Origin of the sequence: Porifericola rhodea (genome assembly GCF_030506305.1) — a bacterium.
Lineage (GTDB): Bacteria > Bacteroidota > Bacteroidia > Cytophagales > Cyclobacteriaceae > Catalinimonas > Catalinimonas rhodea.
Map to the genome: position 1 here is coordinate 2,023,394 of NZ_CP119421.1, position 13,702 is coordinate 2,037,095.

General features: G+C 39.1%; 12 protein-coding genes and 1 pseudogene. 8 read left to right on the top strand and 5 right to left on the bottom strand.

The annotated features are described in order from the left end of the window. Nucleotides 1-29 precede the first annotated feature (29 nt). Nucleotides 30-2,207 (top strand): protein-disulfide reductase DsbD family protein, encoded by a 2,178-nt coding sequence (locus PZB74_RS08285; RefSeq protein ID WP_302242067.1) that lies wholly within the window; start codon nt 30-32, stop codon nt 2,205-2,207. On the opposite strand, the gene PZB74_RS08290 is transcribed toward PZB74_RS08285, so the two are convergent. Then, on the bottom strand, nt 2,204-3,334 hold the full coding sequence (locus PZB74_RS08290; RefSeq protein WP_302242069.1) for a hypothetical protein: 1,131 nt from the start codon (nt 3,332-3,334) through the stop codon (nt 2,204-2,206). The two genes, PZB74_RS08285 and PZB74_RS08290, sit on opposite strands and share 4 nt — an antisense overlap. A gap of 82 nt (nt 3,335-3,416) precedes the next feature. Between PZB74_RS08290 and PZB74_RS08295 the strand changes: the two genes are divergently transcribed. Continuing rightward, nucleotides 3,417-4,340 carry a hypothetical protein gene (locus tag PZB74_RS08295; RefSeq protein ID WP_302242071.1) on the top strand — a complete coding sequence of 308 codons (924 nt, stop codon included), beginning with the start codon at nt 3,417-3,419 and terminating at the stop codon, nt 4,338-4,340. Continuing rightward, a complete protein-coding gene (locus PZB74_RS08300) occupies nt 4,337-5,293 on the top strand; it encodes a glycosyltransferase (protein WP_302242072.1) in 957 nt (318 codons plus the stop codon). Before PZB74_RS08295 ends, PZB74_RS08300 begins: the two co-directional genes overlap by 4 nt. Here PZB74_RS08300 and PZB74_RS08305 read toward each other — a convergent pair. Beyond that, entirely contained in the window at nt 5,290-6,075 is a 786-nt protein-coding gene (locus tag PZB74_RS08305) for a phytanoyl-CoA dioxygenase family protein (protein ID WP_302242074.1), read from the bottom strand. The genes PZB74_RS08300 and PZB74_RS08305 overlap by 4 nt on opposite strands. A 113-nt stretch (nt 6,076-6,188) precedes the next feature. Here PZB74_RS08305 and PZB74_RS08310 point away from each other — a divergent pair, with 113 nt between their 5' ends. Continuing rightward, nucleotides 6,189-6,872, top strand: coding sequence for a Crp/Fnr family transcriptional regulator (locus PZB74_RS08310; protein ID WP_302242076.1), 684 nt, complete (start codon nt 6,189-6,191; stop codon nt 6,870-6,872). Nucleotides 6,873-6,958: 86 nt separating this feature from the next. After that, the gene (locus PZB74_RS08315; RefSeq protein WP_302242077.1) at nt 6,959-7,411 is read left to right on the top strand and encodes an MgtC/SapB family protein; all 453 of its coding nucleotides are present in this window, start codon (nt 6,959-6,961) and stop codon (nt 7,409-7,411) included. 45 nt (nt 7,412-7,456) lie between these two features. On the opposite strand, the gene PZB74_RS08320 is transcribed toward PZB74_RS08315, so the two are convergent. From PZB74_RS08320 to PZB74_RS08330, 3 genes and pseudogenes are all read right to left on the bottom strand, one after another. Then, entirely contained in the window at nt 7,457-9,010 is a 1,554-nt protein-coding gene (locus PZB74_RS08320) for an Rne/Rng family ribonuclease (protein WP_302242078.1), read from the bottom strand. 304 nt (nt 9,011-9,314) lie between these two features. Then, the gene (locus PZB74_RS08325; protein ID WP_302242079.1) at nt 9,315-10,130 is read right to left on the bottom strand and encodes a tetratricopeptide repeat protein; all 816 of its coding nucleotides are present in this window, start codon (nt 10,128-10,130) and stop codon (nt 9,315-9,317) included. A 57-nt stretch (nt 10,131-10,187) separates the two neighbouring features. Next, nucleotides 10,188-10,508: pseudogene (locus tag PZB74_RS08330) on the bottom strand (HU family DNA-binding protein); the annotation flags it as partial. A gap of 143 nt (nt 10,509-10,651) precedes the next feature. Between PZB74_RS08330 and mutY the strand changes: the two are divergent. The 3 genes from mutY to gldE are packed head-to-tail and all read left to right on the top strand — an operon-like array spanning nt 10,652 to nt 13,636. Next, nucleotides 10,652-11,722, top strand: coding sequence for an A/G-specific adenine glycosylase (gene mutY, locus PZB74_RS08335; RefSeq protein ID WP_302242082.1), 1,071 nt, complete (start codon nt 10,652-10,654; stop codon nt 11,720-11,722). 41 nt (nt 11,723-11,763) lie between these two features. Further along, nucleotides 11,764-12,231, top strand: coding sequence for a single-stranded DNA-binding protein (locus PZB74_RS08340; RefSeq protein WP_302242084.1), 468 nt, complete (start codon nt 11,764-11,766; stop codon nt 12,229-12,231). Nucleotides 12,232-12,253: 22 nt separating this feature from the next. Then, nucleotides 12,254-13,636: a gliding motility-associated protein GldE gene (gene gldE / locus PZB74_RS08345; protein ID WP_436837125.1), complete on the top strand. Its 1,383-nt coding sequence runs from the start codon at nt 12,254-12,256 to the stop codon at nt 13,634-13,636. Nucleotides 13,637-13,702: the final 66 nt, after the last annotated feature.

Sequence of the window (13,702 nt, forward strand, 5' to 3'; positions counted from 1 at the left end):
GAATTCTTAATTTCAGAATGATGCAAAATATGCGAGCCTATAAATTTTTCCTTCCCGTCTGCTTATTTCTTTTTCTTACAGGTATGGCTGTGCAGGCACAAGTGCTGAAACCTGCTACATGGTCGGTAGAGCTATCTAAAGGTACAGTAAAGGTAGGTGAAGAAGTAGAAGTAATACTATACGCAGATATTATAGAAGACTGGTACCTCTATTCCAACGATTTTGACCCTGAGCTAGGGCCAATGGTAACTGAAATCAATTTCAACCCTAACGAAGCTTATGAGTTGGTAGGAGAAGTAAGACCGATAGGTGCTAAAGAGAAATACGACGATATTTTTGAAGGTAATTACACTTACTTTACTAAAAAGGCAGAGTTCCGACAAACTATCAAGGTAAAGAAAGCAAGTCTAAAAGAGATTAGTGGAGATTACAACTACCAGACATGCAGTGATATAACGGGGCAGTGCATTCCTGATGATGGAGAATTTAAGCTTGACATTACTGTGGCAGATCAGGCAGATGCTTCCTCTTCGGTTTCTGAGGATGAGGATTCCCCAAATGAAGAACAAACGGCAAATGAAAAAAAATTAGCAGAAGAATCTACTGAAATTACAGAGAACCAAGCCAATGAGACCAAAGCAGAAACAAATAATGAGGCGAAGATAAGCCAGCCGGTACCTACCACCGACATAAATGTGAGGGCGTCTAACACTCCTTATACATTATTAACTTTCTTTTTTGTAGCCTTTTTAGCAGGCCTGGCAGCTTTGCTTACACCCTGTGTCTTTCCTATGATTCCGATGACTGTTTCTTTTTTTACCGGCGGTGGTTCTAAAAGCCAGGCAATTAGTAAAGCTGTAATTTATGGTATCTCTATTATTGTAATCTATACGCTCATAGGCACACTGGTATCGGTAATATTTGGACCGGCTTTCGCTAACTGGCTCAGTACACATTGGTTACCTAATCTATTTTTCTTTGCTGTTTTTGTCATATTTGCCTTATCGTTTTTTGGTTTATTTGAGATTACCCTTCCTAGCTCAGTAGTAAACAATGTAGATCGTCAGGCTGATAAAGGAGGGTACTACGGTATTTTCTTTATGGCATTTACGCTGGTACTGGTATCATTCTCTTGCACAGGACCTATTGTTGGAAGTATACTGGTTGAATCTGCCGGAGGAGAATTTGTTAAGCCTGTTGTAGGTATGCTGGGTTTCTCACTGGCATTTGCTATTCCTTTCGGGCTTTTTGCGGCCTTTCCGCAATGGCTTAATAGCTTGCCCAAATCAGGTGGATGGCTTAATTCTGTAAAGGTAGTATTAGGGTTTTTAGAGTTGGCGCTGGCGCTTAAATTTTTAAGCATTGCCGACCAGGTATATCATTGGAACATACTAGACAGAGAAGTTTATCTCGCATTGTGGATTGTAATTTTTACCCTAATGGGCTTTTATCTTCTCGGGAAACTTCGTTTACCGCATGACAGCCCCCTGGAATCAATTAGTGTGTTAAGGCTCATTCTGGCTATTGTCACCTTTTCATTTGTAGTATACCTTATACCTGGAATGTTTGGAGCTCCTTTAAAAGCCATGGCAGGTTACCTCCCTCCTATGCATACCCACGATTTTAACATGCCATATCTAACAGGTCAGCAACTGGGGGCTACCACAGGAGTTGCATTAGCTGAGAGTGAAGAAGGTCTATGTGAAAAACCCAAATATGCTGACATGTTACACTTTCCGCATGGTATTCAGGGTTATTTTGACTACGAACAGGCACTAGCCTGTGCCGAAGCGCAGAACAAACCTGTTTTTGTAGATTTTACCGGGCATGGCTGTGTAAACTGCCGTGAAATGGAAGCAAGAGTCTGGTCAGATCCTCAAGTGCTTAAACGCCTGAAAGAAGACTATATAGTAGTAGCATTATATGTTGATGAAAAGACTGAGCTACCTGAGTCTGAATGGTACACTTCTGATTACGACGGTAAAGTAAAGAAAACGATTGGCAAGCAAAATGCAGACTTCCAGATTTCACGCTTCAACAACAATGCACAGCCGTATTATGTGTTGTTAAATGACAAGGGAGAGCTACTTAAACAGCCTAAAGCTTATGACCTAAGCGTGCAGAATTTTATTGATTTCCTGGATGAGGGCAAAAAGCAATTTGCTCAAGGTAAAACAATAGAAGATTCTGCTTTGGCAAATAATTAGTGTTTGTCAAGGTAGGCTTTAGCTTCTGCCTGCATAGGTGGATAATGCGCATTGTCCAACGCTTTTTTGTACATAGCCCGTGCTTGGTCATAATCTTTTTCCTGGTTAGCTATTCGTGCAAGGCCTGCATATGCATAGCTGGTATAGTTTTCAGCTTCTTCGTTGTCCATGTTTTTTGCTAGTGCCAGGCTTGCTCTATAAGCAATTTTTGCTGCACTAAAATCCTGCTCTTTCTTCTCCAGTAGCAAGGCCTTAAACAAGTTGCCAGTCATTTGATAATACTCACGCTTACTGTTTAGCAATTTTTGGAGCTGTTGATCCAACTGGTAATACTGCTTAGCAGAGATAGCTACATCTAAGTAATTAGTGATGAAGTAAAGGTTATCAGGGTACTGGGCAGCTAAAGACTGGGCATATTGTAAAGCTTCTTTAGGGCGGTTTTCATAACGTAAATAGATATGGGTAAGGTAATCTGCTGATTCTGGTCCCATAAAAATCGACTCTTGGTGAGCTTTCTTTAGCTGTTCTAAGCCTAATTGCTTATCGCCACTCCTGAAAAACAGCATGAACGGGCGATATACCGGGTGTAGTTCGGGATACTTTATTCTATAATAGTTATATAAGCCAGTAGAAAAGTAAAACTCTGGGTACTCTTCTTTAAGTTCAAAGCCATTTTTGAGATTAGTATATGCCTCCTGCGCCAGCCCCACGGCTTTAAGATGGTTACCCTCATCGTTTTCATACATGGCTAGTAAACCAAGCGAGGCCATGGCAAAGAAATTAGCTTCAGGATGCATATCGTCTTTATCTAAAATCTTTTCTGCTTCAGCATATGTTTTTTGCAGGTAGTTTTTCAAATCTTCAAACTCTGGGGTATGGTGTGTTACCGGTGTATTTGCTGCTCGTATGGTGAGCGCTTTTAATAGAAAATAGGCAGGGTGGTCAGGTATTTTCTGCTCAATTTTTTGGTTAACCTGATTAGCTTGTACCACATCAGTATTATAGATATATGACAAGCTCTGTTTAATTAAGGGTAGTAGCTCTTTATCATCCAGAATGTTCTTCTGGGCAAAAGTGGAAAAGCTAAAAAATATATATAAGGCAAGTGTTAAAACTATTCTTTGCATACTTCTTATTTAGAAAATACTAGTATGTAACGAAATACTGTAGCGTAAGTTAAGGTTAGCTGACTTACTTATATTTGCACAAATGAGAAAACTAACCTTTACATACGAGCAGATAATTAAAAATGGATTTTCTAGTGTGAATAGCTTTCTTTATAATTCACCTGCTTACTTAGGATTGAAAGCAAAAGAGTATGGTACCCCCTATAGATTTGCTGCCCGTAATGGTGAATATGATGTAGCTCAGGTCTATTTTTTTCAGAAGGATGATGTAGCTATTAGCATTCCTGCCAGTCCATTTGGCTCTTTAGAGTTTGATGAAGATTTTACAGAAGAAGAAATGCTAGCTTTTATCAGCTTTGTTATTAATCACTTGAAAAGCCTGGATTTAAACTATCTTCAGATCAATGACTGCATTCCCGCTTACCGGCAGTCCTCTGACGTAAGTGTGCACCAACTACTAATGCAGCAGGGAGCTCAAGTGATAGACAAGAAAGTTAATCATCATATCAATATAGATGAGCAACCTCTGCCTCAAAAAATGCATAAGATGGAGCGAAAACGTTTAAGGAAATGTATTGATAAGAGATTAAACTTCATAGAGGAGTCTATAGACAAGTTGCACGTTTACTATAGTTTTTTACAACATTGTAGACAACAGAAAGGATGGGTGCTTTCTCTTTCATTTGAGCAAATGCAACAAAATACCAAGGTATTAAGCGGTTGCTACAGGTTGTTCGGATTATATTATAACAATGAATTAATCGCAGCTTCATTAGTTGTAGTAGTAAATTCAAAGGTGCTTTATGATTTCTACCATGATTCTTTACAAGAATACAAAAGCTGGAGTCCTGTTGTATATTTGGTAAGTCAACTCTACCAATACTGCCAAAATCATAATTTAAATATTTTAGACCTGGGTACTTCTCAAACAGAAAGCCTTCAACAATTTAAAGCACACTTGGGAGCTGAAGCCTCACATAAATACTCATATCAGCTAAACTTATGAGTAAGCCACTGGTATCTATTATTTGTCTCTGTTATAATCATGAGCTTTTTGTTCATGCTACTCTTGCCTCTGTATGGGCTCAGAATTACGATAACATTGAAGTAGTTATAGTAGATGATGGAAGTCAAGATCAAAGTGTAAAGAAAATTCGTGAGTATATAGAGCAAAACCCCTGTCCTTATCCGTTACACACAATTTTTCTGGAACAAAATATAGGCAATTGTGCTGCTTTTAACCGAGGCTGGAAACTTGCTAATGGTGAATTTATAATAGACTTAGCTACTGATGATGTACTTCTTCCGGATCGGGTTAGTTTACAACTGGAGTTATTCCAGTCTCTTCCCGAGGACTATGGAGTAGTATTTTCTGAGGTACAGTATATTAATGAAAGTGGTGAGGCGCAATACCTGCATTTTCAGGACAAATACAAACATGTACGCCCAATCCCTCAGGGGGATATCTACGCTAAATTGATTGCTCTCTACTTTATTCCTTCTCCTAGCATGATGTACAGGCAAAGAGTACTGCAAGATTTGGGTGGATATGATGAGCGGCTTGCATATGAAGACTATGACTTTTGGATCAGATCTTCCCGAAAATACAAATACGCTTATCTCAACCACTGTACTACACTGGTAAGGAAATCCGCTGGCTCTATGTCAAAGGCTTGGTACAAAAAAGGAGACCGACAGTTACATTCTACCTATCTGGTGTGCCAGAAGATAAAAGTATTGAATAAAAGTCCGGAGGAAGACGCTGCACTCACCCAGCGCGTTAAGTTTGAAATACGGCAGGCTGTTTTTTCAAACAATCAGGCAGAGGCACTTCTGTTTTTTACATTGTTAAAAGACATAGATCATATAGATTGGGCATATCGTTTTCTTTTGCTATTGACCCGCTCAGGCCTAAATTTAAGCTGGTTAAGAGATTTGTACCTCAGGTTTATAAGTTAAGGTTTTCGCCAAAATCTCATTTCCAGAGAAATACGCGTAATATCCGTATTAAGATTGCTTGCCCCACCATGTAGCAGGTAAGGTGAAAAAACAAGCACTTCGTTCAGGTTAGGATTCGGACGTACAATATCGAGTGGAGTTTTACTACCTGTAAGACCTGGCACATTAAATTGTACTCCATCAACTTTAGCCCCTTTTTTAGTCCTTTCTATATCGGCCTCGCTCCATAAGTGGCTTCCAGGCACCAAAGTGAGAGATGAGAGGCTATTGCTTCCAAAAATAGGTACATAAATGTTAATACAGTCCTTATAATCCTCCAACCATACATCTCTATGCAAAGGATTATTATCGTTGCTTTGTGGACGGATAATTCTGAAGTGAAAAACACGTGCCTGATCAAAGGGATTAAAAGCCTGCACCTGTACCTGACATAGCTCAGAAACACGCTTCTCTATAGTTTCCACCCTTATGGGTAGTTGGCTTACGGCCAAAAGCTTTGCCTGCTCTACTATGGCCAGGTGTAAGCTGTAGTTATTGCCTATATAGAGATGATATTTATCCAGCTCAAGCTTATCCCTAACCGAAACTTTTGCTTTTAAAAAAAAGCTTTTGAAAAGTAGGCAAACCCCTTGGTAAAATTTTTCCCATTCATGGGGCTGTAGAAAAGGCGCAATATGGTATCCCTTCTTCTGCCATTGAGTACGGGCAGTAAGGTCATCTGCATGATGAAGCAGCACAGTATCCGGGCCATAGCTACGCTCTCCTTCAATATGGGCATTCATATTATTTTGGTTAAAACACAAACAGATTGACAGCTCTCCGTTAAATAAAGAGTTACTGTTTATAAAAGAAGATAAATTAACTAAATTTTACTGCGTAGCAATATTCTCTTTTTATGGATACACAAGGGCTTTGGTACTTTGAAGACAAAAATATTTCTAGCCTCTTTTGCATGCCTAAGGTGCGAAAGATGGAGCATGAGCTTTCACAAAGAGAAAAAGATTTTGACAAAGGTTCATTTGTTTATTTTGTAGGGGACCCCTCAGATAACGTATACCTCGTAAAACAAGGACGTGTTAAAATTGGTACCTACTCAGATGATGGTAAAGAAATTGTAAAAACTATTCTCACTACAGGCGAGGTTTTTGGTGAATTGGCACTTACTGATGAGAAAAACAGAAATGATTTTGCTCAGGCTATGGATCCTGACACAGTAATTTGCCCTCTTACTGTGGATGATATGAAACAGCTGATGGCTGACGATCAGGAGCTAAGTTTCAAAATATTTAAGATGATGGGCTTTCGTATGCGAAAACTGGAAAGAAGAATTGAGCTACTAATATCTAAAGATGCACGTACCCGAATCGTAGAGTTTTTAAAAGACCTGGCAGAAGAAAGAGGTAAAAAAGTAGGCTTTGAAACTATGATCAAGAATCATCTTAAACATCAGGATATTGCTAGCTTAACAGGTACTTCGCGACAAACCGTTACGACTATCCTTAACGACTTAAAGGAAAAGAATATCATTAACTTTGACCGCAGAAAAATACTGATAAGAGATATGGATAAGCTCAAGTAAAGGCGAATATGTGTGGCTCATGTGTTGTTGGCTGAGCTCATACTTAGTAGAGTAGATGTTTTTTTGAACCTAAATTTTTTAAGCTTATGGACCTTTTCCATAACACTACTCAGCAGCTCTGGGTATTGTTGGATGTTTTTATCGCTTGCCTTTTGGCAGGAGCAGTAGGTTACGAAAGAGAAGTACATCATAAACCCGCAGGCTTTCGCACACATATGATCGTAGGAGGCTCCTCGGCCTTATTGGTGGCATTGGCTGGAGTTTCAATAAGAGAATATAAGCCCGAATTTCAGGAAATGCTTGATGTAGACCCTATCAGAATTATTCAGGCAATAATAATAGGGATTAGCTTCATTGGGGCAGGTACTATTCTAAAAAGTAGAAATGAAAATGATGTGTCATTCCTTACAACTTCCGCTACAATCTTATTCTCCTCGGGCCTTGGTATTTGTGTAGCGCTGCACCAGTATGTATTAGCTGTGGGGGTTACTCTTTTAGTAATCCTGATTAACAATGTATTTAGAATACTAAAACCCTAGAAATGAAAAACCCGACATATTTGTCGGGTTTAGTAAATTTTTTGGCTAGGAGAGTTCTATTTGCTCCCCTGCTTTGTTGTGAAAGCGGTAATCTACCAAGCCTAAAGATGAGTCTACCTCCAGTTTTACCCAGCGCTTATACTTAAAAAACCACTTTACCCTACGAGAGATGATCCCTTTGGTAAAGAAAGCATGTAAAAAAGGATGAAGCGCAATTGTTAAGTTTGGCTCATTTTGCTTGAGTAGCACGTACTCTAGATTTTTTTCTATCTTATCAGATACCAATAAGGTAGGTGCTACTTTTCCTGTGCCGCCACAAGTAGGGCAAATCTCTTTGGTAATAATGTTCAATTCCGGTCTAACCCTTTGGCGGGTGATTTGCATCAGACCGAATTTTGTAAGAGGAAGCACCGTGTTTTTTGCCCTGTCCAGCTTCATCTCTTCTTTCATCTTATCGTATACCGCCTTTTTGTTTTCAGGCTTACGCATATCAATGAAATCAATAACAATGATGCCGCCCATATCTCTTAGGCGTAGCTGACGGGCAATTTCGGTTGCGGCCTGTAAGTTTACGTTTAAAGCAGTTGTCTCCTGATCCTTTTCAGAATTGGATTTGTTCCCGCTATTTACATCAATTACATGGAGGGCTTCTGTATGCTCAATAATAAGATAGCCTCCTCCCGGAATACTCACAGACTGACCAAACAGCGATTTTAGCTGCTTTTCTATACCAAAATTTTCAAAGAGCTTTGTTTTGCCAGAATAGTGCTTAACAATCTTTTCTTTAGCGGGGGCAATAGTCTTAATGTAAGCTTTTACCTCCTCATAAATATCAGGATCATCAGTGACTATACTGTCAAACGATTCGTTCAACATATCGCGTAGTAGCGATGAGGCCCGGCTCATTTCTCCAATAATTTTGTCGCGTGGTTTAGCAGATTTAAGCTTTTTAACGCCTTCTGCCCACACGTTTATCAGGTTTCGCAGATCTTTGTCCAGTTCTGCTACTTCTTTGCCTTCGGCCACTGTTCTGATAATGATACCAAAGCCTTCAGGTTTGATAGATGATATCAAACGCATTAGCCTCTTTCTTTCATTTTTATTAGTGATCTTTTTGGAGATATTGACCACATTAGAGAAAGGTACCAGTATTAGATATCTACCAGCGATAGACAACTCGCAGGATAATCGAGGTCCTTTTGTAGAGATAGGTTCTTTAACAATTTGTACCAGTACCGACTGGTTTTTGTTAAGAACCTGGTTGATTTTACCAAGCTTATTAATGTCAGGCTCGTTTTTAATTTTGCCTAACAGATGCGTATTATATTTATTATTAAAAGTGTTCTTGGTGAACTTGTTTAATGTCTTAATCTGAGGCCCCAGATCAAGATAGTGCAGGAATGCGTCCTTCTCGTAACCTACGTCGATAAAAGCTGCATTCAGTCCGGGCACCACCTTTCTTACGGACCCAAGGTATATGTCACCAACAGTAAATTTATTAGCATCAACCTCGTGGTGAAATTCCACCAGGCTTCTCTCTTTCAAAAGGGCTATACGACATCCTTCTTGAGTTGAATTGATAATTAATTCATTACTCAACGGATTCTCGTTTAATAGTGATAAAATAAATACAAAAAGCTACCAAACTATGGGTAGCATAATTGCGACTTTATACTAATAATAACTACAAAGAACCCATCCTCCGCAAAAAAACTTTAAGGCAGAAGATGGGCTATTCGGTAACATATTATTTTTTCTTGTGTCTGTTCTTTCTAAGACGCTTTTTTCTTTTGTGCGTAGCGATCTTATGTCTTTTTCTTTTCTTTCCGCAAGGCATAATTATAATATTTTAAATGAAACAAATATTTTAAAGTGGTAGCCTGTTTAATGTAGACTTACCTGATTATAGTTGATTTAAATACTCATCTATACTAGCCTGTACAGATGGGTCGTTATCCATTTTCTTTACTTTCAGAAACTGTTCTTTCGCTTTTGCCTTGTCACCAGCTTCAAAATAGCTTACTCCCAGTAAGAATTGAGCCTGTAGGTGCTCTGGTTCTAGCGTAACTAGTTTCTCAAATCTATCTACAGCCTTATCGTATTGTTGAGACTGCATAGATAAAAGGCCAAGGTTATAAATAGCTAAGCTGTTGTTAGAATCCTCTTCTAGTACCTCTCTGAGCATCTGAATGCCCTGCATCGGGTTAGAAGAAGAAACATAAGTCATGGCCATTTTAGCTTTAGCATCCAGATCAGAAGGATCCTGCTCTCTTACTTTTTGGTAATAACTGCGAGCCTTCTCTCCCATTCTGGCAGTTTTTTCGGCACTCATCGCAAATGTAAAAGCTTCATAATATAAATCTGCAGCTCTTCTCTGGTTTGCAGTCGTGCCTTCTAGTTCTGCAACTTCTTCCGCATAAAAGGCTGCGCTATCGTACTGATTAGCAGATATAAAGCCTTCTATCAAGGAATTCGCAAAATTAGTAAAATTTTCTGAATTTTTGCTATTCCTATAAGCTTCTCTAAGCTTAGTTAGTTCCGCCTGTACATCTTCCGGGAGGTCTGAGGTGTGTTCTCCATCTGACACAGCGGCGTTTTCACCTTCTGCGGTTTGCTGCATGTCTTCGTTTTCGTTATCTACGACGACTTTAGGTAGCATAAATAACAGAAGTACCGCAGCTACTGCTACGGCACTTAATATTAGCTGTTTTTTCAGCATGAGTCTTAATAAATCTGGAAATTAATGCTTGGAGAACGCCAGGGCGTACGCTAAAGTTTAATTAGTCTCTAATTCTTTAAGCTTTTCGCTATTTTTTACCTTCTCCTGAAATACTTTGGCGGGCTTAAAACTGGGAACGTAGTGTTCGTCTATGATAATAGCAGTGTTTTTTGAAATATTTCTACCTACTTTGCGGGCTCTTTTTTTGTTGACAAAACTTCCAAAACCTCTAATATAGATATTCTCACCACTAGACATGGAGTTTTTGACTACGCTAAAAAAAGCTTCAATGGTAGTGTATACATCTGCTTTATCAATACCTGTTTTGTCAGCAATTTGCTGAACTACTTCTGCTTTAGTCACGTTCCTAAATGATTTAAATGATGAATGGAATTACAAACAATTTTTATCAGGGCGTAAAGTTAATGCTTCTACCTAAATTAGAAAATAAAAGAAATAAAATCTGATTACATGCCTGTAAATCTGTTACTTATGAAATGTAAAAGGATATTTTATTAAGATTGGAACCTAACTATTTTTCTGAAAAAATTATTAGCTGGTATCATCAGCATCAGCGACAGCTGCCCTGGAGAGAAACTAAAGACCCCTATTTAATATGGCTCTCAGAAGTAATTCTACAGCAAACTCGTGTCAAACAGGGCTTACCTTACTACTATAGTTTTGTAGAAGCCTTCCCTACGGTATATGACCTGGCAAATGCACGTGAGCAGGAAGTTTTGCGTCTGTGGCAGGGATTAGGCTATTACTCACGTGCCCGCAATCTGCATTTTTGTGCCAAGACCATCGTTCATGAGCTTGGGGGTAAGTTTCCGAAATCTTATCAGGAATTGATACAACTAAAAGGAGTAGGAGCTTATACTGCTGCAGCTGTAGCTTCATTTGCATATAATGAAACCGTACCGGTAGTAGATGGTAATGTTTATCGTGTATTGTCTCGGGTGTATGGTGTAAAAGAAGATATACTTTCTGGAAAAGGGCAGAAAATATTTCGCGAATTGGCAGATACTTTAGTGCCTAAGGGTAAGGCAGCGGTGTACAATCAGGCAATTATGGAGTTTGGAGCATTGCAGTGCACACCCAAAAGCCCTGCCTGCCTGTTGTGCCCAATAAATAGTATTTGTTATGCTTATCAGCACAACGAACAATCAAAGCTCCCTGTCAAGATTAAGAAAGTAAAGATGAAAAAACGCTTTTTTTCTTACATCATATTTCGTTCTCAGCAAGGCTTCTTCATGCGAGAAAGAAAGGCTAACGATATCTGGAAGGGACTGTACGATTTTTATCTGGTAGAAAGCTCTGCCGATATAGGAGACATACAAAACCTGAATGATCCTCTAGTGCAACAAGTACTAAAGTCTGCCACCCCTACGGTAGATATGTCTGCCTTGTACAAACATCAACTGACACATCAGCAGTTGTGGATACGTTTTTTTACCCTGGACATAGGTGAACATAAGTTGGCAAATTCTTTGTTTACCAACAAAGACTTATCACCTTATAGTCAGGAAGAAGTGTTAAGTTTGCCCAAACCTATTTTAGTTGATAACTATTTGAGTGAAGTGATATTTTAGTTAAATTGTATTACACGAATTTTTTTAAATATAATAATTGAATGGCAGGAGTAAATAAAGTGATCCTATTAGGAAATTTGGGTGCCGACCCTGAAGTAAGACACCTGGAAAGCGGCTCAATGGTAGCTAACATCAGTATTGCAACCTCTGAAAGCTACATGAAAAACGGGCAGCGTATGGAGCAGACCGAGTGGCACAGAGTAGAGCTATGGGATAAACTGGCTGAGCTTTGTGAGAAATACCTTGCCAAAGGCAATACAGTATATATTGAAGGAAAAATCAGAACCAACACCTACCAGGATAAAGATGGCAATACTCGTTACGATAAGCGCATACGAGCAACCAATATGACTTTTGTGGGTGGGAGAAATGAAGATTCAGGCTCTGCAGACAATAACTACTCACAAGGGGGAGACTCTCAGCCACCTTCATATCAATCGCAAAGAGCTCAGGATCCCTCTCCTCAACAGGGCATGTCGCAGCAAGATACTGATGACTTACCCTTTTAGTGTTTAATCAAAAACTATTACATTGGAAGTATCTTTAGACGATCCGTACCCGGAAACGCTCTTATACATATTCACGGACGTATTTTCTTCTTTTGGTCTATTCTATATTAGTGTAGCCATAATTATTGTACTGCTACTATTTTGCTCAGCCATGATCTCCGGGTCTGAGGTAGCGTTTTTCTCCCTCTCTGCGGATGAAGTAGATGAGTGCAGAAATAGTGCTAAGAGTACTGATCAGAACATTGTCAGACTGCTGGATAAGCCTAAAAATCTGTTGGCTACTATTCTTATTCTTAACAATTTGGTTAATGTAGCTATAGTTACTCTCTCCACGTATGCCACCTGGCAATACTTTGGAAAGAGTACAGAAGGCTCGCTCATCGTTGCGCTCACAGCTATCATTACCATTACAATACTGTTTTTTGGCGAAATATTGCCTAAGCAGTACGCTATTCATCATTCTCAGTCATTTGCCCGTAGCACCAGTGCCATCTTAAACTTTGCCAGTTCTATGTTGAGCCCATTTGCTACTTTGCTTATGTCGCTGAGTAGCGTAGTAGAAAAAAGACTGGAGAAGAAAGGCTATAACGTTTCAGTAGATGAACTAAACCAGGCTCTTGAGCTTACTACCAATCATGAGTCTACTACCGCAGAAGAAAAAGGAATCCTCAAAGGTATTGTCAACTTTGGAACTCTGTCTGTAAAGCAGGTGATGCGTTCTCGTCTGGATATCACGGCTTTTGATGTAGAGATGGATTTTCATGACCTTATGGATAAAATTAATAAATGCGGTTATTCTCGTATACCTATCTATAAGGAAACTATAGACAATATAGAGGGAGTACTATATGTAAAAGATTTGTTGCCCTACTTGGATCATGAAGAAAATTTTGAGTGGCAAAAGCTATTACACAAAGGCTTCTTTGTGCCAGAGAGCAAAAAAATAGATACTCTTCTTAAAGAGTTTCAGGAGAAACGCGTGCACATGGCTATTGTAGTAGATGAGTACGGTGGAACTTCTGGCCTGATTACCTTAGAAGATATTATTGAGGAGATTGTCGGCGAAATTAATGATGAGTTTGACGATAATGATGTACGTTACAATAAACTGGATGATAATACCTACGTTTTTGAAGGGCGTACATCGCTCAACGATTTTTGTAAAATAGTAGATGAGGACAGCTCTTTGTTTGAGAGTGTTAAAGGTGAGAGTGAGTCTTTAGGTGGACTGTTACTGGAAATTCATTCTAAACTACCTCGTGCCGGAGAGAAGATTTACTACGATACTTATGTTTTTACGGTGGTAGCAGTAGACAATAAACGTATTAAAAGAATACGTGTATTTAAAAAAGAAGCTGCTGCCACACAGAAGAACAGTATTGATACTTCCATCAACAGAAGTTAGACTGATTTTACAAAACCATATTTTTACAACAAAACGGGCACCTGCTGCCCTTAAATTTTTTTAAAG

Bases quoted from the DNA above. Each gene is read 5' to 3' on its own strand.
- PZB74_RS08285 (WP_302242067.1), top strand. From the start codon at position 30: ATGCGAGCCTATAAATTTTTCCTTCCCGTCTGCTTATTTCTTTTTCTT.
- PZB74_RS08290 (WP_302242069.1), bottom strand. From the start codon at position 3,334: ATGCAAAGAATAGTTTTAACACTTGCCTTATATATATTTTTTAGCTTT.
- PZB74_RS08295 (WP_302242071.1), top strand. From the start codon at position 3,417: ATGAGAAAACTAACCTTTACATACGAGCAGATAATTAAAAATGGATTT.
- PZB74_RS08300 (WP_302242072.1), top strand. From the start codon at position 4,337: ATGAGTAAGCCACTGGTATCTATTATTTGTCTCTGTTATAATCATGAG.
- PZB74_RS08305 (WP_302242074.1), bottom strand. From the start codon at position 6,075: ATGAATGCCCATATTGAAGGAGAGCGTAGCTATGGCCCGGATACTGTG.
- PZB74_RS08310 (WP_302242076.1), top strand. From the start codon at position 6,189: ATGGATACACAAGGGCTTTGGTACTTTGAAGACAAAAATATTTCTAGC.
- PZB74_RS08315 (WP_302242077.1), top strand. From the start codon at position 6,959: ATGGACCTTTTCCATAACACTACTCAGCAGCTCTGGGTATTGTTGGAT.
- PZB74_RS08325 (WP_302242079.1), bottom strand. From the start codon at position 10,130: ATGCTGAAAAAACAGCTAATATTAAGTGCCGTAGCAGTAGCTGCGGTA.
- PZB74_RS08340 (WP_302242084.1), top strand. From the start codon at position 11,764: ATGGCAGGAGTAAATAAAGTGATCCTATTAGGAAATTTGGGTGCCGAC.